This is a genomic window from Aquincola agrisoli (assembly GCF_036621135.1).
GTDB classification, from domain to species: domain Bacteria; phylum Pseudomonadota; class Gammaproteobacteria; order Burkholderiales; family Burkholderiaceae_C; genus Aquincola; species Aquincola agrisoli.
This window is the reverse complement of the sequence record NZ_JAZIBG010000036.1, coordinates 486,474-509,288: the sequence shown is the minus strand read 5'-3', so window position 1 is coordinate 509,288 and position 22,815 is coordinate 486,474. Positions and strand designations below refer to the sequence as shown.

The 22,815-nt window shown below is 69.5% G+C and carries 18 protein-coding genes; 5 read left to right on the top strand and 13 right to left on the bottom strand.

Features of this window, described 5'->3' with window-relative positions; all coding sequences use genetic code 11:
• The first annotated feature begins 31 nt into the window (after nucleotides 1-31).
• Nucleotides 32-1,444 carry a replicative DNA helicase gene (dnaB, locus tag V4F39_RS18905; protein WP_332291354.1) on the top strand — a complete coding sequence of 471 codons (1,413 nt, stop codon included), beginning with the start codon at nucleotides 32-34 and terminating at the stop codon, nucleotides 1,442-1,444.
• A gap of 74 nt (nucleotides 1,445-1,518) precedes the next feature.
• On the top strand, nucleotides 1,519-2,652 hold the full coding sequence (locus tag V4F39_RS18900) for a PA0069 family radical SAM protein (RefSeq protein ID WP_378234995.1): 1,134 nt from the start codon (nucleotides 1,519-1,521) through the stop codon (nucleotides 2,650-2,652).
• Nucleotides 2,653-2,657: 5 nt separating this feature from the next.
• Here V4F39_RS18900 and V4F39_RS18895 read toward each other — a convergent pair whose 3' ends face one another.
• The 9 genes from V4F39_RS18895 to V4F39_RS18855 form a co-directional block, all read right to left on the bottom strand.
• Nucleotides 2,658-3,461: a peptidoglycan-binding protein gene (locus tag V4F39_RS18895; protein WP_332291353.1), complete on the bottom strand. Its 804-nt coding sequence runs from the start codon at nucleotides 3,459-3,461 to the stop codon at nucleotides 2,658-2,660.
• A gap of 170 nt (nucleotides 3,462-3,631) precedes the next feature.
• Nucleotides 3,632-4,240 (bottom strand): sensor histidine kinase, encoded by a 609-nt coding sequence (locus tag V4F39_RS18890; RefSeq protein ID WP_332291352.1) that lies wholly within the window; start codon nucleotides 4,238-4,240, stop codon nucleotides 3,632-3,634.
• An 8-nt stretch (nucleotides 4,241-4,248) separates the two neighbouring features.
• Nucleotides 4,249-5,889, bottom strand: coding sequence for a response regulator (locus V4F39_RS18885; RefSeq protein ID WP_332291351.1), 1,641 nt, complete (start codon nucleotides 5,887-5,889; stop codon nucleotides 4,249-4,251).
• Nucleotides 5,890-6,046: 157 nt separating this feature from the next.
• On the bottom strand, nucleotides 6,047-7,201 hold the full coding sequence (gene dnaJ / locus V4F39_RS18880) for a molecular chaperone DnaJ (RefSeq protein ID WP_332291350.1): 1,155 nt from the start codon (nucleotides 7,199-7,201) through the stop codon (nucleotides 6,047-6,049).
• A 135-nt stretch (nucleotides 7,202-7,336) separates the two neighbouring features.
• Nucleotides 7,337-9,286 carry a molecular chaperone DnaK gene (gene dnaK, locus V4F39_RS18875; RefSeq protein WP_332291348.1) on the bottom strand — a complete coding sequence of 650 codons (1,950 nt, stop codon included), beginning with the start codon at nucleotides 9,284-9,286 and terminating at the stop codon, nucleotides 7,337-7,339.
• Nucleotides 9,287-9,376: 90 nt separating this feature from the next.
• Nucleotides 9,377-9,931, bottom strand: a complete 555-nt coding sequence (gene grpE, locus V4F39_RS18870; protein ID WP_332291347.1) for a nucleotide exchange factor GrpE — start codon at nucleotides 9,929-9,931, stop codon at nucleotides 9,377-9,379.
• Nucleotides 9,932-10,023: 92 nt separating this feature from the next.
• On the bottom strand, nucleotides 10,024-10,464 hold the full coding sequence (locus V4F39_RS18865) for an RNA-binding S4 domain-containing protein (protein WP_332291346.1): 441 nt from the start codon (nucleotides 10,462-10,464) through the stop codon (nucleotides 10,024-10,026).
• On the bottom strand, nucleotides 10,461-11,867 hold the full coding sequence (locus V4F39_RS18860) for a sensor histidine kinase (protein ID WP_332291345.1): 1,407 nt from the start codon (nucleotides 11,865-11,867) through the stop codon (nucleotides 10,461-10,463). The genes V4F39_RS18865 and V4F39_RS18860 overlap by 4 nt, the downstream gene beginning before the upstream one ends.
• Nucleotides 11,868-11,902: 35 nt before the next feature.
• Nucleotides 11,903-12,562, bottom strand: coding sequence for a response regulator transcription factor (locus V4F39_RS18855; RefSeq protein WP_332291344.1), 660 nt, complete (start codon nucleotides 12,560-12,562; stop codon nucleotides 11,903-11,905).
• Between the two features lie 116 nt (nucleotides 12,563-12,678).
• On the opposite strand from V4F39_RS18855, the gene V4F39_RS18850 reads away from it, so the two are divergent.
• The 3 genes from V4F39_RS18850 to V4F39_RS18840 are packed head-to-tail and all read left to right on the top strand — an operon-like array spanning nucleotide 12,679 to nucleotide 15,632.
• Nucleotides 12,679-13,638 carry a Bug family tripartite tricarboxylate transporter substrate binding protein gene (locus V4F39_RS18850; RefSeq protein WP_332291343.1) on the top strand — a complete coding sequence of 320 codons (960 nt, stop codon included), beginning with the start codon at nucleotides 12,679-12,681 and terminating at the stop codon, nucleotides 13,636-13,638.
• Complete coding sequence (locus tag V4F39_RS18845) at nucleotides 13,638-14,144, top strand: tripartite tricarboxylate transporter TctB family protein (protein ID WP_332291341.1); 507 nt, start codon at nucleotides 13,638-13,640, stop codon at nucleotides 14,142-14,144. Before V4F39_RS18850 ends, V4F39_RS18845 begins: the two co-directional genes overlap by 1 nt.
• Before the next feature lie 6 nt (nucleotides 14,145-14,150).
• The gene (locus tag V4F39_RS18840) at nucleotides 14,151-15,632 is read left to right on the top strand and encodes a tripartite tricarboxylate transporter permease (protein ID WP_332291340.1); all 1,482 of its coding nucleotides are present in this window, start codon (nucleotides 14,151-14,153) and stop codon (nucleotides 15,630-15,632) included.
• A 9-nt stretch (nucleotides 15,633-15,641) separates the two neighbouring features.
• Here V4F39_RS18840 and hemH read toward each other — a convergent pair whose 3' ends face one another.
• From hemH to rpoD, 4 genes are all read right to left on the bottom strand, one after another.
• A complete protein-coding gene (gene hemH, locus V4F39_RS18835; RefSeq protein ID WP_332291339.1) occupies nucleotides 15,642-16,679 on the bottom strand; it encodes a ferrochelatase in 1,038 nt (345 codons plus the stop codon).
• A gap of 11 nt (nucleotides 16,680-16,690) precedes the next feature.
• Nucleotides 16,691-19,552: a hybrid sensor histidine kinase/response regulator gene (locus V4F39_RS18830; protein ID WP_332291338.1), complete on the bottom strand. Its 2,862-nt coding sequence runs from the start codon at nucleotides 19,550-19,552 to the stop codon at nucleotides 16,691-16,693.
• 14 nt (nucleotides 19,553-19,566) lie between these two features.
• Complete coding sequence (locus V4F39_RS18825; protein WP_332291336.1) at nucleotides 19,567-20,529, bottom strand: adenylate/guanylate cyclase domain-containing protein; 963 nt, start codon at nucleotides 20,527-20,529, stop codon at nucleotides 19,567-19,569.
• A 112-nt stretch (nucleotides 20,530-20,641) separates the two neighbouring features.
• Nucleotides 20,642-22,798: an RNA polymerase sigma factor RpoD gene (rpoD, locus tag V4F39_RS18820; protein ID WP_332291335.1), complete on the bottom strand. Its 2,157-nt coding sequence runs from the start codon at nucleotides 22,796-22,798 to the stop codon at nucleotides 20,642-20,644.
• Between the last annotated feature and the right edge of the window lie 17 nt (nucleotides 22,799-22,815).

Genomic DNA, 22,815 nt, shown 5'->3' with positions numbered 1-22,815 from the left:
GCTGCGCTGCGTCCGGCTTATCCTCAGGCTCATGTCCGCCGTATTCCAAAGCCCCGTCTTTCCCGGTCCGCGCGATGAAGAGGTCGCCCGCCTGCGTGTGCCGCCCCACTCGATCGAGGCGGAGCAGAGCGTGCTCGGCGGCCTGCTGCTGGACAACGGCGCATGGGACCGCGCGGGCGACGTGCTGCAGGAAACCGATTTCTATCGTTTCGAGCACAAGGCCATCTACGGCGCCATCGGCGGGCTCATCAATGCCAACAAGCCGGCCGATGTCATCACCGTCTTCGAGCAGCTCCAAAGCCTGGGCAAGGCCGACGAGTGCGGTGGCCTGGTCTACCTCAATGCGCTGGCGCAGAGCGTGCCCAGCGCGGCCAACCTGCGCCGCTACGCCGAGATCGTCCGAGAGCGCGCGATCCTGCGCAAGCTGATCGAGGCCAGCGACGAGATCGCCACCAACGCCTTCAATCCCCAGGGGCGGGCGGTGTCGCAGATCCTCGACGAGGCGGAAGGCAAGATCTTCAAGATCGGCGAGGAGGGCTCGCGCACCAAGCAGGGCTTCCAGAGCATGGACCACCTGGTCATGCAACTGATCGACCGCGTGACCGAGCTCGCCGAAAACGGCGCCGAGGAGGTCACCGGCGTGCGCACCGGCTTCTACGACATGGACCGCATGACGGCCGGCCTGCAGCCGGGCGACCTGATCGTGCTGGCCGCGCGCCCGTCGATGGGCAAGACGGCATTCGCGCTGAACATCGCCGAGCACGTCGCGGTGAACGAGGGCCTGCCGGCGGTGGTGTTCTCGATGGAAATGGGCGCCTCGCAGCTCGCGCTGCGGATGGTGGGCTCGCTCGGCCGCATCGACCAGCAGCACCTGCGCACCGGCGCCTTGCGCGATGACGAGTGGGGCCGGCTCACCGAAGCGGTCGACAAGCTGTCGAAGGCCAGCGTCTTCATCGACGAGACGCCGGCGCTCAACCCGGCCGAATTGCGCGCACGCGCACGCCGCCAGGCCCGCCAGTGCGGCAAGCTGGGCTTGATCGTCATCGACTACCTGCAGTTGATGAGCGGCACCAGCAGCAGCAGCGAGGAGAACCGCGCCACCGTGATCGGCGAGATCTCGCGGGGGCTGAAGGCGCTGGCCAAGGAGCTGCAGTGCCCGGTGATCGCGCTGTCGCAGCTCAACCGGTCGGTGGAAACGCGCACCGACAAGCGGCCGATGATGAGCGACCTGCGCGAGTCGGGCGCCATCGAGCAGGATGCGGACGTCATCATGTTCATCTACCGCGACGAGTACTACAACAAGGACTCGAAGGAGCCGGGCGTTGCCGAGATCATCATCGGCAAGCAGCGTAACGGCCCGGTCGGCACGGTGAAGCTCACCTTCCTGAAGCCGCTGACCAAGTTCGACAACCTCGCGCCGGGCAGCGCGTCCGACGAATACTGAGGCGTGCACCGGCAGCGACGCTGCCGCTGCGAAGATGTTTGCCGGCAGGCCATGTACTGTATATATTCACAGTCATGCCAGTCGACCGAGCCGTTGCGCCACCCACCCCCACGCTCATGTACATGCCGCGCACACCCGTCAAGGGGCGCGGCACGGTGTGGGCCATCGAGCACCGCTTCCACAGCGACGCCCGCGAAGCCTTCGACGACGGCTGGGGCGCGCTCGAGCAGGCGGCGAAGGAGGAGGTGCTTGCCCCCGGCACGCAGTTGGTGGAGGAGAACGTCAAGTCGATCCTCGCGGGCAACGAATCGCCCGACATCCATTTCGACCTGTCGATCAACCCGTACCGGGGCTGCGAGCACGGCTGCATCTATTGCTTCGCCCGCCCAACCCACAGCTACCTCAACCTCTCGCCGGGCCTCGATTTCGAAACGCGCATCATCGCCAAGGTCAACGCGGCCGAACGACTGCGCGAGGCCTTCAACCGCCGCGGCTATGTGCCCCAGCTGCTGAACATCGGCTCCGCGACCGATGCGTACCAGCCCGTGGAGCGCCGGCTGCGCATCACGAGGTCGGTGATCGAGGTGCTGTCGGAGGCACGGCACCCGTTTTCGCTGGTGACGAAGTCGGCAGGCGTCGAGCGCGACCTCGACCTGATCGCACCGATGGCCGCCGAAAGGCTGGCGGCGGTCTACGTGTCGATCACGACGCTGGATGCGCGCCTGGCTCGGGTGATGGAGCCACGTGCCGCCGCGCCGCACAGGCGGCTGCAGACCATCAAGGCCTTGACGCAGGCCGGCGTGCCGGTGGGCGTGAGCGTGTCGCCGGTGATCCCGTTCATCAACGAGCCGGAAGTCGAGCGCATCCTCGAGGCCGCCGCCGAGGCGGGCGCCACTTCCGCCTTCAGCATCGTGCTTCGCTTGCCGTGGGAGGTGAACCCGCTGTTCCAGCAATGGCTGGAGCAGCACTTCCCCGACCGCGCGGCACGCGTGATGGCGCGCATCCGCGAGATGCGCGGTGGGCGGGACAACGACCCCGACTTCGGCAGCCGCATGCGTGGCCAGGGTGTGTGGGCCGAACTGCTGCGCCAGCGGGTGCGCAAGGCGATGGCACGGCTGGGCCTCGACCGCCATCGCATCGAGCTCGACCTGACGCAGTTCCGGCCGCCGGCGAAGCCGGGTGAGGCGGGCCAGGCCTCGCTGTTCTGACGAAGCTACGCCTCGTCGTCGTCGGTGAGCATGTCGCCGATGCGCCAGGCCTCGCTGAAGGCATCGAGGCCGTGCGATCCGCCGTTGACGGCGCGGCGCGCGGTACGCAGGTCACCTTCGAGCAGCGCCGACTTGATCTGTAGTTCCCGGTCCTTCAGAAACACGGCGAGCAGCGCCGCCGCGACTTCCGGTTCGTTCGCGCGCTCGGGTTTCGCCACCAGCGGCTCGCCCAGCCGCTCCGCGTACACGGTGTAGTTGTGCCGGCCGGTGAGTTGCACAAACCCCCGGCCCTTGTAGCGCTCGCCGTCCGGGGCGCCGTGGTTGCCCAGGTCGGCGCGTTTGTCATAGAGGTCGAAGGCGCGCCCGCGCGGCGAGGTGTTGAAGCGTGAGAGCCCCTCGTCGACCGGTACGAAACCCGCCGTTTCCGCGCGGATCGTCGCCAGGGCCGCGAGCAGCATGATGCGGTCGGGCATGCCTGCATCGGCCATGCCCTTGAGCACCACCGGCAGGTTCATGCGGATCGGCGAGAGCGGCGTGCTGGGGAACATCTGGGCCACCACCTGCACGCTGAAGCGGTCGATGGCCGACGGCAGCTTGTCGCTGCGCGCCAGGCCCAATGCCCGCAAGGTGCGCGGACCGGCGATGCCGTCGGGCAGCAGGCCGGCGCTGTGCTGGAAGGCAATCACGGCGGCCTCGGTGCCGGCACCGAATTCGCCGTCGACCAGGCCCGGGTCGAACCCTGCCGTCAGCAGCGCCTTTTGCAGCTTGCGGACTGTGGGCCCGCCGTCGCCGATCTGGAGCACAGCCATTTCAGGCTCCGCTGGGCCGTGCCCGCTCGCAGGCCGTGCGAGCCGCGGTGGAATGAAGCGGGTGTCGGCGCTGCATGGGAACTCCTTGCACCTCACGCGTCCTGCGTGTGCATTGCTTATAGCAGCGCCCCGTCACCTTGTGCGCTGGGCATCCCCAGGTCGCAGTCCGTTCAGGGCAACCACAACTCGAACCGCGCTCCCCCGCCGGGGCGGGGGCCGAGCGTCACGCGGCCGGTGCGGCCGGCGTTGGCGTGGGCCCTGGCGACCGCCTTGCACAACGCCGTGCCGAGGCCCGTCGAGGCGTTCGACGGCAGGGCGGCGCCGAGGCCCGGCCCGTCGTCGTCGACATGCAGGACCAGGCAGCCCTCTTCGCAACGGGCGCCGAGCGCGACCTGCCTGCGCGCGAAACGCTTGGCGTTGTGCAGTGCAGCTTCCAGGGCCAGGCGCACGAGCCGCCGGTCGAAGAACCAGAAGGGCGGGGCGCTGGGCTGCAGGGCCACCTGCATGGACAGCGCCGGCGGGTCGCCCGCCACGGGGCCCGCGAGCGCCTGCAGCAGGTCGGCCGGCGATTCGTCGGTGGGGTGGGCGCGCATCTCGCCGTCGGCGCCGTAGAGGGCGAGGTACATCACAAAGCGTTCCCGCAGGGCGCTGCAATGGCGGTGCGACTGCAGCGCGCGCGCGCGGTCGGGCTGCTGCGCCAGCACACCCAGTTCGGCCTCGAGGGCCCCCAGCGCATTCTTGAGATCGTGCACCACGAGGGCAGCCAGGTCGGCGTGCATGCGCGGGCTCAGGCGGCGGCGGGCGCGGCGGCGAGCTCGCGCAGGCTGTCGGCGTAGTAGCGCCGCAGTTGCGCCAGGCGATCGCTGCCCGGCATCAACTTGTCCAGCCGGGCAAAGTACAGCGCGATGCGCTCCGTCGTGCCGGCATCGGCGCGGCGCCGCAGGCGCAGCGACAGGCAATGGATCTGCGCGGCCTGCAGCAGCACACCCGTGTTCTCGGCATGCAGGCGCGCCGTCTCCTCGATCGCCGCGAGCGCCTCGTCGACCTGGCCTTCCCGGAGCAGGCGGCGGGCGGCGTCCACACGGGCGGTCACGGCGGCGGCGGGGGCGTCGACGATCTCGGCCAGGCGGTCTTCATGGCCCGTTTCCCGCAGCGTGCGGGCGACGAGCCCGCGCAGCGCCGGGCTCTCGTGGTCGATGGCGACGGCCGAACCGAGCAGGGCCAGGCCGTCGGCGGCCGAGCCGGCCACCAGCTGGGCCTTGGCCACGGCAATGGTCGCGAAATCCGCACCGGCCTGCTTCAGCGCATCGCGCGCCCGCGCGGCGCTGGCCGCGGCGGCAGCCGGATCGCCCGCGCGTGCCTGCGCCTGTGCCCCGATCGCGGCTGCGGCCGCTTCGAGGCGGGCTTCGCCCTGCAGCGTGCGCCCGGCCTCCTTCAACGTGCCGATCGCGCCGGCCAGGTCGCCGAGGTCGACTTGCGCCTGCGCCAGCGTGAGGCTGTCCTGGGGTTGTGCGTTCATGGCGCCCTGCGTGGCCTTGGTGGCCTTGCGCAGCGCGTCCCGCGCGATGGCGAGCTCGCCCTGGCGGTAGGCGCTTTCACCCAGCAGCCGCTGCCGCTTCGCCGATGGGACCACGGCAGCGGCGTCGGCCAGCGCCTGCAGCGCTTCGGCATCGCGCCCCAGGGCTTCGAGGGATTGAGCCAGCACGTCGTAGGCGGCCAGGTGCTTGCCGCCCGCCGGGGAGGCCAAGATGTCGGCGGCCAGTTGCCGGGCAGCCTCCAGGTCCCCGGCGGCCTTCAGTGCCTTGGCGAGGCCGACTTGTGCCCACGCCTGGTCGGCCCGCAGCGCAATCGCCTGTTCATAGAGGCTGCGGGCCTCCGCGTGGCGGCCGAGCTGCAGCAGGATGTCGCCCTGCAACTGCATGGCCTGGACGAACCAGCGGTCCTTGCGCTTGAGCACCTTGTCGCATTCGCCCAGGGCGCCGGCCAGGTCGCGCCGCCCCAGGCGCTGGTGGATGCCGAGCAGGGCCTGCCGGCGTTCGATCAGCATCTTCAGCCGCTCCGAGATGTCGGCGGCGGTGATCGGCTTCAGGAGGTAGGCGTCGGGCCGGTGTTCAGTGGCCGATGCCACCGAGGCGTACGCGTTCTCCGCGGTGATCATGAAGAACAGGCAGTCCGGCGGCAGGGCGCCAGTCTCGCGCAGGTGCTCGAAGAGCTGCTGGCCGTCGGTCTTCTGGTTGAGGTTGTAGTCGCAAAGGATCAGGCCATAGGGCCGCGAGCGCACGAGGCGCAAGGCGTCTTCCGCCGTGCCGGCCGCATCGACGCGGCCGATGCCCAGGCTCGCGAGCTGGCCGCGCAGCGTGGTCTGCTGCACGGCCATGTCGTCGACGACGAGCGCGGAAAGGCTCGAGTAGGGCGTCTGTATCGGCATGGCCGCAGGATCTCCGGTCTGCCCGGTCGACACCGCCACCCGCGTGTGCGCCATGTCCGCAGGCCAGCCGCCCGGGCGTGGCCTGATTTCGACGCGCAGCCCGCACCGCTTGAGGGCGGGCGGGCATTGCGTACGCTTTGTTACGCGTCGACGGGGCCTACTTGAACAGGTCCTTGACCCGGTCGGTCCAGCTCTTGGCGTTGGGCGAGTGCTTGTCGCCGCCCTTGCGGAACGACTCGTCGAGTTCCTTCAGCAGCTTGCGCTGGTGCTCGGTGATCTTGACGGGCGTTTCGACCGCCACGTGGCAGTACAGGTCGCCGGGGTAGCTGGAGCGGATGCCCTTGATGCCCTTGCCGCGCAGGCGGAAGGTCTTGCCGTGCTGGGTGCCTTCGGGCAGCTCGATCTCGGCCTTGCCGCCGAGCGTGGGCACCTCGATCGAGCCGCCCAGCGTCGCGGTCGTGGTGAGCACCGGCACCGTGCAGTGCAGGTCGTCGCCGTCGCGCTCGAAGATCTCATGCTGCTTGATCCGGATCTCGATGTAGAGATCGCCCGCCGGGCCGCCGTTGGTGCCGGGCTCGCCGTTGCCGGCCGAGCGGATGCGCATGCCTTCGTTGATGCCGGCGGGGATCTTCACCTCCAGCGTCTTCTGGCGCTTGATCTTGCCGGCGCCGTTGCAGGTGGTGCAGGGCTCGGGAATGATCTTGCCGGTACCGTGGCAGTGCGGGCAGGTCTGCTGGATGCTGAAGAAGCCCTGGCGCAGGTGTACCGTGCCGCTGCCGTTGCAACTCGTGCAGGTCTTGGGGCTGGTGCCGGGCTTGGCGCCCGAGCCCTTGCAGGTCTCACAGGTGTCCCAGCTCGGGATGCGGATCTGCGTTTCCTTGCCGTGTGCGGCTTCCTCGAGCGTGATCTCCATCGCGTACGACAGGTCGCTGCCGCGGTAGACCTGCTGGCCGCCGCCGCGCCGCGCGCCGCCGCCCTGCTGGCCGAACAGGTCGCCGAAGATGTCGCCGAAGGCCTCGGCAAAGCCGCCGAAGCCTTCCTGCCCGGGGCCGCCGCGCCCCATGCCGCCCATGTTGGGATCGACGCCCGCGTGGCCGTACTGGTCGTAGGCGGCCCGCTTCTGCGGGTCGGAGAGCATCTCGTAGGCCTCCTTGGCCTCCTTGAACTTCTCTTCCGCCTTCTTGGCCTCGTCACCCTGGTTGCGGTCGGGGTGGAACTTCATGGCCAGCTTGCGGTAGGCCTTCTTGATCGCGTCGTCGTCGGCGTTCTTGGCCACGCCGAGGATGTCGTAATAGTCGCGCTTGGTTGCCATGGATGTCAGGCTGGTGAGGGGCTGGAAGTGATGAAGCCGCGCCGGGGGCGAAGGCTTGCAACCTTCGCGCCCGGACGCGGCGCTGGCGCTTCAGCGGGACGGACCGGGCAGGGCCGTCCCGTCGAGCTCAGCACATCACTTCTTCACTTCCTTGAAGTCGGCATCGACCACGTTGTCGTCGTCGACGCGGCTTTCGCTCTTCGGGGCGGCGCCTTCCGGTGCATCCGCCGCACCGGCTGCGCCGGCCGCGGCCGCGGCGGCCTGGGCATCGCCGTACATCTTCTCGCCGAGCTTCTGGCTGGCCGTCATCAGGGCCTCGGTCTTGGCGTCGATGTTGGCCTTGTCCTCACCCTTCAGGGCTTCTTCCAGGTCCTTCAGCGCCGCTTCGATCTTTTCCTTCTCGGGCGCGTCGAGCTTGTCGCCATGCTCGCCCACGCTCTTCTTGACGGAGTGCACGAGCGCCTCGCCCTGGTTGCGGGCCTGCACCAGCTCGAGCTTCCTCGCGTCCTCGGCGGCATTCAGCTCGGCGTCCTTCACCATCTTCTCGATCTCGGCTTCCGACAGGCCCGAGTTCGCCTTGATGGTGATCTTGTTCTCCTTGCCGGTGCCCTTGTCCTTGGCGCTGACGTGCAGGATGCCGTTGGCGTCGATGTCGAACGTGACCTCGACCTGCGGCACGCCGCGCGGCGCCGGCGGGATGCCTTCGAGGTTGAACTCGCCCAGGCTCTTGTTGCCCGAGGCCATCTCGCGCTCGCCCTGGAACACCTTGATCGTCACCGCCGGCTGGTTGTCGTCGGCCGTCGAGAAGACCTGGCTGAACTTGGTCGGGATGGTCGTGTTCTTCTTGATCATCTTCGTCATCACGCCGCCCAGGGTCTCGATGCCCAGGCTCAGCGGGGTGACGTCGAGCAGCAGCACGTCCTTGCGCTCGCCGCCCAGCACCTGGCCCTGCACGGCGGCGCCCACGGCCACGGCTTCGTCAGGGTTGACGTCCTTGCGCGGCTCCTTGCCGAAGAACTCCTTGACCTTCTCCTGCACCTTGGGCATGCGGGTCATGCCGCCGACCAGGATGACGTCGTCGATCTCGCCGACCGACACGCCGGCGTCCTTGATGGCGGTGCGGCAAGGCGCGATGGTGCGCTCGATCAACTCGTCCACCAGGCTTTCGAGCTTGGCGCGGGTGAGCTTGATGTTGAGGTGCTTCGGGCCGGAGGCGTCGGCCGTCACGTACGGCAGGTTCACGTCGGTCTGCGACGAGTTCGACAGCTCGATCTTGGCCTTCTCGGCAGCTTCCTTCAGGCGCTGCAGGGCCAGCACGTCCTTCGTCAGGTCGACGCCCTGTTCCTTTTTGAACTCGGTGACGATGTAGTCGATGATGCGCTGGTCGAAGTCTTCGCCACCCAGGAACGTGTCGCCGTTGGTCGAGAGCACCTCGAACTGCTTTTCACCGTCGACGTCGGCGATCTCGATGATCGAGATGTCGAACGTGCCGCCACCCAGGTCGTACACGGCGATCTTGCGGTCACCCTTGCCGTGCTTGTCGAGGCCGAAGGCCAGCGCGGCTGCCGTCGGCTCGTTGATGATGCGCTTGACGTCCAGGCCCGCGATGCGGCCGGCGTCCTTGGTGGCCTGGCGCTGGCTGTCGTTGAAGTACGCCGGCACCGTGATGACGGCCTCGGTCACTTCCTCGCCGAGGTAGTCCTCCGCGGTCTTCTTCATCTTGCGCAGCACTTCGGCGCTGACCTGGGGCGGCGCGAGCTTCTTGCCGCGCACTTCCACCCAGGCGTCCCCGTTGTCGGCGGCGGTGATGCTGTAGGGCATCAGGTCGATGTCCTTCTGCACTTCCTTCTCGCTGAACTTGCGGCCGATCAGGCGCTTGACCGCGTACAGCGTGTTCTTCGGGTTGGTGACGGCCTGGCGCTTGGCGGCCGCGCCGACGAGGATCTCGCCGTCTTCCTGGTACGCAATGATCGACGGCGTGGTGCGTGCACCCTCGCTGTTCTCGATCACACGCGTGGTATTGCCTTCCATGACCGCGACGCACGAGTTCGTGGTGCCGAGGTCGATGCCAATGATCTTGCCCATGTTCTGATCTCCTGAAACTGAAAAATCCGGTTGTGTTCGAGTTGTGGATAACTCAGGTGTTTTCAAGCCGTGCGGCGCGCTGGCTAAGCCTTATTTGGGCGCCGAGACGGTCACCAGCGCCGGCCGCAGCACGCGGTCGGCGATGAGGTAGCCCTTCTGCAGCACGGCCACCACGGTGTTGGCCTCCTGCTCGGCAGGCACCACGCTGATCGCCTGGTGCTGATGGGGATCGAACTTGGTGCCGGCAGGCGGCGCGATCTCGATCACCTTGTTGCGCTCGAGCGCCTGGCCGAGCTGCCGCAGCGTGGCATGCACGCCCTCGAGCATTTGCTGGGTGGTGGCGTTCTGGATCGCCAGGGCGGCCTCCAGGCTGTCCTTGACGGGCAGCAGCGCCTCCGCAAAACCTTCGACCGCGAACTTGCGCGCCTTGGCGATCTCCTCGTCGGCGCGGCGGCGGGTGTTCTCGATCTCGGCCTTGGAGCGCAGGTACGCATCGGCCACTTCGGCATGCTTGGCTTCGAGCTCGGCCAGGCGGGTTTCGGGCGAGGGCGCCGCGGCGGCGTCCTGGGCAGGCGCGCTGCCGGGGGCGGCTGCCTCGGCGGCCGGGTCCAGGGAAGTTTGCTGTGCGGGGTCGTTGGACGTCATCGTTTCTTCAAGCAGATTGGCGGGTCTGCCGCCGAGGTGGGGCGGGATTCCCCGGTTTCAAGAGGGCTTTTTGTGAGCGGCTTTGTCGCGCGTTACGGCTCGTCCGCGTCGTCGATCGATGCGCTCCAGCGCTGCCAGTCGGCGAGCTGCCGGCGGTCGCGCTTGGTGGGCCGGCCCTGCTCGATCGCCGCCGCCGGCTCCACGCCCTGGCGGCGGGCGGCGGCAGCCCGTTCGCGGGCCGCGATGCTATCCGCCGTTTCCTCGTACAGCGCCTGCGCCACCGGTGCCGGGCCGCGCACGTGGCTGAGGCCGCACACCTTGACGATGCGCTGCACGGCGCCCTGGCGGAACTGGATGCGGTCGCCCAGGCGCACTTCGCGCGAGGCCTTGGCGACCTGGTCGTTGACGCTCACCCGGCCCTTGCCGATCTCCTCGGCGGCGAGCGAGCGGGTTTTATAGAAGCGTGCCGCCCAGAGCCATTTGTCCAGGCGCGGGTGCTCTCGGGCTTCTGGGTCGGGGCGGGGCGTCGTCATGGGCGGCCGGTATTGTCCGCCAGCGGCAGCCGCACGACGACGTCGAGGCCGGCCACCTCGCCGCCAGCGCCGGCGGCCGGGCGGTTGTCGAGCACGATGGAGCCGCCGATCGACTCGGCGATCTCGCGGCAGATCGCCAGCCCGAGGCCCGATCCGCTGCCCGGTTCGCCCGCGCTGAAGGGCTGGAAGAGCCGTTGGCGCAGGGCGGCGGAGATGCCGGGCCCTTCGTCGCAGACGGTCAGCACGGCCTGCCCGCCGGCCGCCGTCAGGCGCACCTGCAGGGCCGAGCCCGGCGGGCCGTGCTTGACGGCGTTGTGCAGCAGGTTGCGGGTGAGCTCGCGCAGCGCCCACGGATGCGCCTCCACCGACGCCGGCTGGGTCTCGAGCGACAAGTCGAGCCCGCTGTCGGCCGCCAGCGGCGCGACGTCGAGCGCCACCGCCCGCACGATGGCCGCCCAGTCCTGGGCGGCCGGACGCCCCTGTTGCCGCAGTTGTTCGACCTTGGCCAGCGCCAGCATCTGGTTGGCCAGCTCCGTCGCGCGCTCGACGGTGCTGTTGATCTCTTCCAGCGCCTGCCTCGGCGGCACGTCGCCCCGCAGCGCCGATTGCACCTGCACCTTCAGCACCGCCAGCGGCGTGCGCAGCTGGTGCGAGGCATCGCGCACGAAGCGCTTCTGGTGGTCGAGCAGGTGCTGCAGCCGGGCCATCACGTCGTTGGTGGCCTCCATCAACGGCCGCAGCTCCTTGGGCGCGCCGCCGGCGTCGATGGGCGTCAGGTCGCCCTCCCGGCGTTCGCGCAGCCGCCGGCTCAGGTCGCGCACCGGCTGCGTGGCCCGTTGGACCACGACCACCACCACGACGACCAGCACGCCCAGCAGTGCCGCCTGCCGCCACACCGTGTCGAGCAGGATCTGCCGGGCGAGCGTCTTGCGCAGCTCCAGCGTCTCGGCCACCTGGATCGTCGCGACGCCCATGCCGTCGCGGCCCGCGACCGGCTGCAGCAGCACGGCCACGCGCACGGGCTCGCCGCGGTATTCGGCATCGTAGAAGTCGACCAGCGCGGCGTACAGGCCCTTGGACGGCAGCTGCCCGTGCCAGGGCGGCAGGTCGGGGTAGCCGGCCACGGCTTCGCCGTCGAAGCCGGTGACCTTGTAGAACATGCTGCTGCGGTTGTCGGACTCGAACGCTTCCAGCGCCGAGTACTGCACCGTCGACCTGACACGCGGCCGGCCGTCGATGCGCTCGACGTCCAGCAGCTCGCCCAGCGACTTGGCGGAGGCGAGCAGGGTGCGGTCGTAGGCGGTGTCGGCCGAGCGCAGCGCCTGCCGGTACAGGCTGGCGGTGTTCAGCGCCACCAGCGCGAGCATCGGCAGCAGCAGCCCCCACAGCAGGCGGCTGCGCATCGAGCGCAAGGCACGGGGCCGCACCGGCTGCGCCTTCACCCTTTGAGCAGGTAGCCGAGCCCGCGCAGCGTCACCAGCTGCGCGCCGGTGGCGGCCAGGCGCTTGCGCAGCCGGTACACCACCACCTCGATCGCCTCGGCCTGCGCCTGCACATCGCCCGGGAACACCAGCTCGAAGAGCCGCTCCTTCGACACGGCCTGCCCGGGCTGCGCCAGCAGGCCGCGCAGCAGCGCGGATTCGCGCGGCGACAGGTCCATCGGCACGCCCTGGTGGTAGACCGCGCCGCTGTCGGCATCGATGCGCAGCCCGCAGAACTCGGGGGCAGGCGCGGCGTGGCCGCTGCGCCGCGCGAGCGCCCGGATGCGCGCGTCCAGCTCGTCGAGGTCGAAGGGTTTGGCCAGGTAGTCGTCGGCGCCGGTGTTCAGGCCGAGCACCCGGTCGCCAACCGTGCCGCGCGCGGTGAGGATCAGCACCGGGGTCGTGTACCCGCGCTGCCGTGCCTGCGCAAGCACGTCCAGGCCGTCGACATCGGGCAGGCTCAGGTCGAGCAGCACCACGTCGGGCACGCTGGCGGCCCAGCGGTCGAGCGCACGGCGGCCTTCGCCGCACACCACGACCTGGATGCCGCGCCGCTGGAACGAGCGCTGCAGCGTCGTCTGCATCGCCGGGTTGTCCTCGATCAGCAGCAGCTTCATGGCGGTCAGCGCCCTAGCGCATTCCCTAGGTGCACGGACAGCCGTTTGACAGGTTTCTTGGCGAAGATCACGGCAGCCATTTTCACCAGAACTCCATCCCGTCAGGAGACCACCGCATGCGACGCGACACGTTCCTCAAGTCCTTGGCCGCACTGGCCGCCTCGGGTGCCTTGCCGATGTCGGCCTGGGCCGCCTCCAACCTGAAGATGATGATCCCGGCCAATCCGGGCGGCGGCTGGGATTCCACCGGCCGCGCCCTGGGCAAGGCCCTGATCGACGCCGGCGCGGCCAGCACCGTGAGCTACGAGAACAAGGGCGGTGCAGCCGGCACCATCGGCCTGGCGCAGTTCGTCAACAGCAGCAAGGGCGACGGCAACGCGCTGATGGTGATGGGCGCGGTGATGCTGGGCGGCATCATCACCGGCAAGCCGCCGGTGCAGCTCTCGCAGGCCACGCCGATCGCCCGGCTGATCAGCGAGTACAACGTGTTCGTGCTGCCGGCCAACTCGCCCCTCAAGACGATGAAGGACGTGGTCGAGCAGCTCAAGAAGGACCCGGGCAGCGTCAAGTGGGGCGGCGGCTCCCGCGGCTCCACCGAGCACATCGCCGCGGCCATGCTGGCGCGCGAGGTCGGGGTCGACCCGGCCAAGATCAACTACGTGGCCTTCCGCGGGGGCGGCGAGGCGACGGCCGCCATCCTCGGCGGCAACGTCACCGTCGGCGGCAGCGGCCTGTCGGAGTTCGCCGAATACATCAAGGCCGGCAAGATGCGCCCGATCGCCGTCACCTCCGAGGCGCGCCTGAGCGGCCAGGACATCCCTACGATGAAGGAGCTCGGCTACAACGTCGTCATCGGCAACTGGCGCGGCGTGTTCGGCGCCGCCGGCATCACGCCGGCGCAGCGCAAGACGCTGACCGACGCCATCGTGGCCGCGACCAAGCACAAGTCCTGGGCCGAGGCGCTGCAGCGCAACGACTGGACCCCCGCGCTGATGACCGGTCCCGCCTTCGACAAGTTCGTCGACGACGAATTCGCGTCGCTGCGGGCGATCATGGCGAAGTCGGGCATGGTCTGATGCCGCGCGCCCAGACCTTCGTCGCCGCCGGCACGCTGGTGGTCGCCGCGCTGCTGGCCGCCGGCGCCACGCAGATCAGCGCTGAGGCAGGGTATGCCGGCATCGGGCCGAACTTCGTGCCCTGGGTCGTGGCGGCGGCGCTGGCGGTGTGCGGCGCGTGGCTGCTCTGGGAGTCGCTGACCGGCGGCTTCCGCCAGATGGACGCCGACGAGGCCGGCGACACACCGGCGGCCGCGGCCTGCTGGCCCGGCTTCGCCGCGGTGTCGGCCGGCATCCTGCTCAACGCGGCGCTGATCACCACCATCGGCTTCATCCTGAGCTGCACGCTGTGTTTCGTGCTCGCCACGCGCGGCTACAAGGCCTCGCAGGGCCAGCCCGACCTGCGGCCCGCGACGCTGGCCAAGGATGCGCTGGTCGGCCTGGCGATCTCCGCACCCGTGTACTGGCTCTTCACGAAGCTGTTGGCCATCAACCTGCCGGGCCTGACCGGCACGGGCTGGATCTGATTCGACATGGACATCTGGAACCAACTGCTGCAGGGCTTCATCACCGCGGGCACGCCGGTGAACCTGTTGTGGGCGCTGCTGGGCTGCACCATCGGCACCGCGATCGGGGTGCTGCCCGGCATCGGGCCCGCCACGGCGGTGGCGATGCTGCTGCCCATCACGCTGCAGGTCGAGCCCACGGGCTCGATGATCTTCTTCGCGGGCATCTACTACGGCGCAATGTACGGCGGCTCGACGACCTCGATCCTGCTGAACACGCCCGGCGAGGCGGCCTCCATGGTCACCGCGATGGAAGGCAACAAGATGGCCAAGAACGGCCGTGCCGGCGCCGCGCTGGCCACGGCCGCGATCGGCTCGTTCGTCGCCGGCACCATCGCCACGGTGGTCGTGACGCTGGCCGCCCCCGTCGTCGCCAAGTACGCGGTGCTGCTGGGGCCGCCCGAATACTTCATGCTGATGGTGCTGGCCTTCGCCACGGTGACGTCGGTGCTCGGCAAGAGCGCGCTGCGCGGCGTGACGGCGCTTTTCATCGGCCTGGCGCTGGGGCTGATCGGGATCGACCAGATCACCGGCCAGGCGCGCTACACGCTCGGCGTGCCGGAGCTGATGGACGGCATGGAGGTGGTGCTGATCGCGGTGGGCCTGTTCGCCGTGGCAGAAGCGCTGCACGTGGTGCTGTTCGAAGGCCGCACGGTCGAGACGCAGAACAAGCTCACCAAGGTGCACATGACCCGCACGGAGTGGCGTCGCTCGTGGCCGGCGTGGCTGCGCGCCTCGTTCATCGGCATCCCGTTCGGCACCATCCCGGCCGGCGGCAGCGAGATCCCGACCTTCCTCAGCTACGCCACCGAGAAGAAGCTGTCCAAGCACAAGGGCGAGTTCGGCACGACCGGCGCCATCGAAGGCGTCGCGGGGCCGGAAGCCGCCAACAACGCGGCGATCACCGCCACGCTGATCCCGCTGCTGACGCTGGGCATCCCGACCTCGAACACGGCCGCCATCCTGCTCGGCGCCTTCCAGAACTACGGCATCCAGCCCGGCCCGCAGCTGCTCGACACCAACGCCACGCTGGTCTGGGCGCTGATCGCCTCGCTCTACATCGGCAACGTGATGCTGCTGGTGCTCAACCTGCCGATGGTGGGGCTGTGGGTCAAGCTGCTGAAGGTGCCCAAGGCGCAGCTCTACGCGGGCATCCTGATCTTCGCGACGGTGGGGGTATACGGCATGCGGCAGTCGGCGTTCGACCTGTTCCTGCTGTACGCGATCGGCCTGCTCGGCCTGCTGATGCGCCGCTTCGACTTCCCGGCGGCGCCGGTCGTCATCGGCATGATCCTCGGCCCGCTGGCCGAGGCGCAGCTGCGCAACGCGCTGTCGATCGGCGAGGGCCGGTGGAGCATCCTGTGGGAGCGCCCGATGTCGGCGACGCTGCTGGCCGCGGTGGTCCTGGTGGTCGTGCTGCCGCGGGTGGTCAAGCTGCTGCGGCGCTGAGGGAGCGGCTCACGCAGCGGTCGGCACCCCGCCGACCTCCCAGCCCTGCAGGTGGCGCTGGGCGATCGCCGTCAGCGCACCGATCCACTCCGGCTGGTCGTTCAGGCAGGGCAGGTAGTGGAACTCCCGGCCGCCGGCCTGCACGAAGGCCGCGCGCGCCTCCTGGTTGATCTCCTCCAGCGTCTCCAGGCAATCGCCGGTGAAGCCCGGGCACATCACGTCGACGCGCTGCAGCCCCTGCTTCGCCAGCGCGACCAGCGTCGGCTCGGTGTAGGGCTCCAGCCACTTCGCCTTGCCGAAGCGGCTCTGGAACGTGACCTGCCACTCGCCTTCGCGCAGGCCCAGCCGGCGGGCCAGCAGGCTTGCGGTGGCCAGGCATTCGGCCTGGTACGGGTCGCCAAGCTTGACGGTGCGTTCGGGAACGCCGTGGAAGCTCATCACCAGCTTGCCGCCCCGGCCGTTGGCCGCCCAGTGGTCGGTGACGCGCTTGGCGAGGGCACCGATGTAGCCGGCGTCCTGGTGGTAGTGGTTGACGAAGCGCAGCTCCGGCTGGTCGCGCTGCCGGGCCATCCATGCCGTGACGGCGTCGTTGGCGGTGGCGGTCGTCGAGCCGGCGTACTGCGGGTACAGCGGCAGCACCAGGATGCGCGCGGCGCCGGCCGCCTTCAGCTCGTCGAGCACCGCGGGGATCGACGGGTTGCCGTAGCGCATCGCGTGGCGCACGAGCACCGCCGGCTGGGGCTGGCCGAGGCGTTCGCCGAGGTGGCCGGCCAGCAGCTTGGCCTGGCGCTGCGTCCACACCGCCAGCGGCGAGCCGTCGGGCGTCCAGATGCTCGCATACTTCGCGGCGGACTTGGCGGGGCGGGTGCGCAGGATGATGCCGTGCAGGATCGGCAGCCAGACGGCGCGCGGGATCTCGACCACGCGGGGATCGCCGAGAAACTCAGCCAGGTACCGGCGCAGGGCAGGGGCGGTCGGTGCATCGGGCGTGCCGAGGTTGACCAGCAGCACCGCGGTGCGCTGCGGCGCTTCATAGGATGGCGTCATGGAAAGGGCGGTCAGCGGATGCCGGCACCGAGCCGGCGAAGGTCCGCGAGGATACGGGAGAGATCGAGCGGCTTGGCCCAATAGCCCTCGAAGCCCGCCTCGCGGGCCCGCGCCATGTCTTCGGGCGCGGCGTCGGCGGAGCACATGTAGGCCGGCACCCGGGCCAGGGCGGGCATGCCGCGGATGCGCGCCAGCACGTCGTAGCCGCTGCAGTCGGGCAGGTTGGCATCGAGCACGAGCACGTCCGGCTGCATGCCTTCGAGCAGCTCGAACGCCTGCGCGCCGGTTTCGGCGATGTGCAGCTCGATGTCGGTGTGCTGGCGCAGGGCCTCCGCGAACAGCAGCGCGTTGACGCGGTTGTCCTCGAGGTACAGCAGCTGCAGCGGCGGCGCCTGGTCGTCGGCAGCGCGTGCGGCGACGGCCTCGACGGCGGTCTTCTCCGCCGTCTCGGCGGGGCCTGCCGGCGGCGGCGCCGCGGCGTAGGCCTCCATGGCCTCCACGGGCAGCTCGATGCGCACGCGCGTGCCGACGCCCGGCTGGCTGCTCAGCGCGACGGCACCCCCCATGTCGCCAACCAGCCGGCGGGCGATCAGCAGCCCCAGGCCGCTGCCCTCGATGCTGCTTTCGCGCCCCAGCCGCTCGAACGGCTGGAACAGGCGGGCCTGCTGGTCCTCCGTCATGCCGGAGCCGGTGTCCTCGACGACGATGGCCAGCACCCCGCCGGGCGTCGCTTCCATCGACCAGCGCACCTGGCCGCCCGGCCGGTTGTACTTGATCGCGTTGGAACCGATGTTCAGCAGCACCTGCCGCAGCCGCTGCTCGTCGGCCACCAGGCGCGGCAGGTTCGCCGGCGCGGCGGGCAGCTGCTGCGTCACCCCGCGCGCCTGCGCCAGCGGCTGCAGCATCGTCGCGCAGGCGTTCACGAGCGGCGCCGCTGCCACCGGCTGCAGGTGCAGGTTCAGACGGCCTTCCTCGACCTGCTGCAGGTCCAGCACGTCGTTGATCAGCGTCAGCAGGTGCTGGCTGGCCTCGAGCACGTGGTCGACGTAGTCGAGGCGCGCTCCGCCCTGCAGCCGCAGCAGTTGCGCGAAGCCGATGACCGCGTTCAGCGGCGTGCGCATCTCGTGGCTCATGCGCGAGAGGAACTCGCTCTTGCTGCGGCTGGCCAGTTCGGCCGCCTGCTTGTTGCGCAGGGCGGCCTCGGTCGAGCGCTGGCGGGTGATGTCCGACTGCGTGCCCACCATGCGCAGGGCACTGCCGTCGGCACGGCGCGCGACGATCTGTCCGCGGTCGCGTATCCACAGCTCGTGGCCGTCGCGGTGGCGCATGCGGTAGTCGATCTCGTAGGCGGGGGCTTCCCCGTGCTGGTAGGCGCGCAGCGCCTCCAGGACGACGGGCAGGTCGTCCGGATGCACGCGCGACGACCATTCGTCCCAGCGATTGCCGATCTCGTGGTCGGCGTAGCCGAGCATCTCCTTCCAGTAGCTGGAGAAGTAGGTGTTGCCCGTATCGGCATGCCAGTCCCACACGCCGTGCCCGGCACCGTCGAGCGCGAACTTCCAGCGCGCCTCGTTGAGGCGGACCTCGGCCGCCAGCGCGCGCAGCTCGGTGAGGTCGCGCACGAGGTAGAGCAACTCGCCGTGCGGCATCGGGGAGATGCGGGCCTCGTACCAGCCGGGCACGCCGCGCACCTCGAGCTCGTACTCCTGCCGCTGCGTCTCGCCGGTGGCGCGTGCGCGCTGCACGGCGGCGCGGGTGGCGGCCGAGAGATCGGGCGGCAGCACCTCGAACATGCTGCGGCCGCGCGATTCCATGTAGGGCCAGGCGATGGCGGGGTGGTCGGGGTCGGAGCAGTGCCGGTAGCGGCCGTCGTCGTCGATGACGAACCAGAGGTCGGGCACCGCGCCGAGCACGGCGCGCATCCTGGCGTCGGAGGTGCGGGCGCGGGACTGCTCCTCGGCCAGCGCCATCGCGGCGCGACGGCGGTCGGTGATGTCCATCGACAGGTGCACCACGGTGCCGTCCGGCAGCAGGCGGTCGTTCAGCAGCACCCAGCCGCCGCGCCACTGCGTTTCCTGAGGTTTCGGCGACGGCGCCGGCAGCGACAGCCGCCAGGCGACAAAAGCGTCTTCGCGGCCGACTGCCTGCTGGTAGTGGCCGGCCCGCGCCAGGTGCCGCACGGCATCCGGCCAACGGTCGCAGCCGCGGGGCAGCAGGGCGCCGATCTGCCGGTGCCAGCGCTGGTTGGCCATCAGGATGCGGCCGTCGGCGTCGCTGATCATCACGCTGGCGGCCAGGCCCTCCAGCGTCTGGTTCAGCAGTTGCTGCGCCCGCTGGGCGGCGCGGTTCCCGGCCTCTCGCGCCAGCGCGGGTAGCGCAGCCAGCCGCGATTCGACCAGTCCGCCGCAGGCGGTGGCCAGGTCGTGCAGGCCTTGCAGCACGGCGTCGTCGGCCTCGAACGAGGCGGGGCCCATCGTGCACAGCGTGCCCACCGGCAGGCCGTGCACCCGCACCGGCACGCCGGCATAGACCTCGATCTGCAGCGCCTGCGCCGTGCGGCGGCCTGCGGCCTCGAGCGCTTCGTCGCCGGCGATGCCGCGCAGCACCTGCGCGTGGTCGCTCGCGACCACGCGGGCGCACAGCGGCTGCAGCAGGGCAGCTTCGTGCCGCAGCATGCCGACGGCGGCCTTGCTGAAGGCACGCTGGCCGGTGAAGACGGTGAGCGCGGCGATGGGGCTTGCGCTGCAGCGCGCCGCCTGGCGCACGAGCGCGTCGAAAGCGGGGTCGGGGCTGGCGTCGAGCTGGTCCAGCGCGGCGGCTGGCAGCCCCTCCCGTGCGCTGACAGGAGCTGGGGCGCCGGGTACTGCATTCATCGCGCGAAGTGCCTTTACAGAAGGGTCAGCCCGTCGAGGTCGTGGGTCTGGGTATCGCCGAAGCGCAGGACTTCGAAGTGCACGATCGGCGAGGTGCTGTCCAGCGGGCTTCCGCCCAGGCCGATGGTGCCCTTGCTGTGCAGGGTGCAGGAGCTCCGCCTCAGGCTCAGGATGCCGTTGTCGTCGCGGAAGCGGACGTAGGTGCCGTTGTAGCTGAGGTCGGTGAGCTGGATGGCGCCGCCATGCCAGTGGATGCGCGCATGCGAGCGCGACACCCGCGAGTCGTCGACGCAGAAGCTGGCCTGCGGGCTGCGGCCCAGGATCACCGGCATCTGCTCGCACACGTACACCCGCTCGACGTCGCCCCAGACGAGCCGGATGCCGTCGGGCTCGGCCGTCGGAGAGACCGGGTCGAACTGCGTCGTGGCGTCGAGATCGCTGCGGCCGTTGCTGAGGAGGTACACCAGCACCGGGTCCGCACGGCCGCGCAGGTGCATCCAGTCGAGGCTGCGGAAGCGCTGGCGCAGGTGGGACGGCAGGCCGTGGAGCACCGCATCGGTGACGAGCGTCTCGTTGTCCCCGGCGTGGTCGATCAGCCGCGCCGCGACGTTGACCGCATCGCCGAAGCAGTCGCCGCCCATCTCGACCACCTCGCCGCGGGCGAGCGCGACCTGGATGCGCAGCGAGCGCAGGCCCGGCGACGCGCCGTGCGCTCGGCCGCGCGACAGCAGCTGGTCGAGCGCGCCGTGCATGCGGCCCGCCGCTTCGACGCCGTCGAGCGACGAACCGAACACGGCCATCAGGCCGTCCCCCAGGGTCTTGACGACCTGGCCGCCGCATTCGGCCACGGTGCCCGCCAGCGCCGTGACGGTGTGGGTGACCACGGAACTCGCCTCCGCATTGCCCAGTTGCTCGTACAGCGCCGTGCTGCCGCGCAGGTCGGCGAACAGGACGGTGCGTTCGGCAATGACAGTCATGCGGCGTGGCAGGTGGGGGAGAGCGCGGACGCAGCAGTTTAGCGGGGGCTCCCGCCGCAACGAAAAAGCCCGGCAGTGCCGGGCTTTGCTGCTGTTGCGCGGATGCGCAAGCTCACAGGTTGTCGAGGTAGGTGCGCAGCTTGTCCGAGCGGCTCGGGTGCTTGAGCTTGCGGATCGCCTTGGCCTCGATTTGGCGGATGCGCTCGCGCGTCACGTCGAACTGCTTGCCGACCTCCTCCAGCGTGTGGTCGGTCGACATCTCGATGCCGAAGCGCATGCGCAGCACCTTGGCCTCGCGCGGGGTCAGGCTGTCGAGGATGTCCTTGACCACGTCGCGCAGGCCGGCCTGCATCGCGGCATCGACCGGGGCCACGTTGTTCGTGTCCTCGATGAAATCGCCCAGGTGGCTGTCGTCGTCGTCGCCGATCGGCGTTTCCATGGAGATCGGCTCCTTGGCGATCTTCATGATCTTGCGGATCTTGTCCTCGGGGATCTCCATCTTCTCGGCCAGCGTCGGCGCGTCCGGCTCGAAGCCGAACTCCTGCAGATGCTGGCGCGAGATGCGGTTCATCTTGTTGATCGTCTCGATCATGTGGACCGGGATGCGGATGGTGCGGGCCTGGTCGGCGATCGAGCGGGTGATGGCCTGGCGGATCCACCACGTCGCGTAGGTCGAGAACTTGTAGCCGCGGCGGTATTCGAACTTGTCGACCGCCTTCATCAGGCCGATGTTGCCTTCCTGGATCAGGTCGAGGAACTGCAGGCCGCGGTTGGTGTACTTCTTGGCGATGGAGATCACGAGGCGCAGGTTGGCCTCGATCATTTCCTTCTTGGCGTCGCGCGAGGCCTTCTCGCCCTGGTTCATCCGCTTGTTGATGAGCTTCAGGTCGTCCAGCGGCACCACGGCCTTGGCCTGGATGTCGATCAGCTTCTGCTGCAGCTCCTGCACCGCGGGAAGGTTGCGGCCGAGCACGGCGCTGTACGGCTTGCCGGCGGCCACTTCCTTCTCGGCCCATTCGAGGTTCAGGGCGTTCGGCGGGAAGGTCTTGATGAAGTGCTCTTGCGGCATGCCGCACTTGTCGACCACGATCTTGCGCAGCTCGCGTTCGTAGCGGCGCACGTCGTCCACCTGCGTGCGCAGGATGTCGCACAGGCGTTCGATGGTCTTGACGGTGAAGCGGATGCCGATGATCTCGCCGCTGACGGCCATCTGCGCCTTGTTGTAGGCGCTCGACTGGTAGCCCTCCTTCTCGAAGGACTTGCGCATGCGGTCGAAGTGCTCCAGCAGCGCGTCGAACTTGACCAGCGCGGCGGCCTTCAGCTCCTCGAGCTTCTTGGTCAGCGCCTTGCTGCCGCCCTGGCCGTCGTCGTCGTCTTCCTCTTCGTCGAATTCGTCGAAATCTTCCTCGGCCACGTAGTCGTCGGCCTCGTCCTCGGCGACGAAGCCGTCCACGGCCTCGGAGATCTGCATTTCGCCGGCGCGGATCTTGTCCGCCATCGCAAGGATCTCGGCGATGGTGGTGGGCGACGCGCTGATCGCCAGCATCATGGCCTGCAGGCCGCCTTCGATGCGCTTGGCGATCTCGATCTCGCCCTCGCGCGTCAGCAGCTCGACGGTGCCCATCTCGCGCATGTACATGCGCACCGGGTCGGTCGTGCGGCCGAATTCGGAGTCGACGGTCGACAGCGCGGCCTCGGCCGCCTCTTCGGCTTCTTCCTCGGTCGAGGTGGTGGTTGAGCCGCCGGCGATCAGCAGCGTGGCGGCGTCGGGCGCCTGCTCGTACACCGCGATGCCCATGTCGTTGAGCATGGAGATGATGGCTTCGAGGATTTCCTCGTTGACCAGCTTCTCGGGCAGGTGGTCGTTGATCTCCTGGTGCGTCAGGAAGCCACGCGTCTTGCCCATCTTGATGAGCGTCTTCAGCTCCTGGCGGCGCTTGGCGGCTTCTTCTTCGGTGAGCGCGGTCTCTTCGAGGCCGAACTCGCGCATCAGCGCGCGCTCCTTGGCGCGCGACACCTTCATGCGCAGCGGCTTGGCCTTGGCTTCCGCCACGCCCTCGGCGCCGGCACCCGCGGGTTCGGCTTCCGCGATTTCCGCTTCGGGCTCGCCTTCCAGCTCGGACTCGATGTCGGACAGGTCCGCGTCCAGCGCGGACTTGTCCTCATCCCCCTTCTTGCGCCCGGCCGCCTTGCCCTTGGCGGCGACAGGCTTCTTCTTGTCCTCGGCCTTGGCCTTGGCAGGCGCAGCAGTGGTCTTCTTGGCGGTCATGCGAAATCCTCGAACGG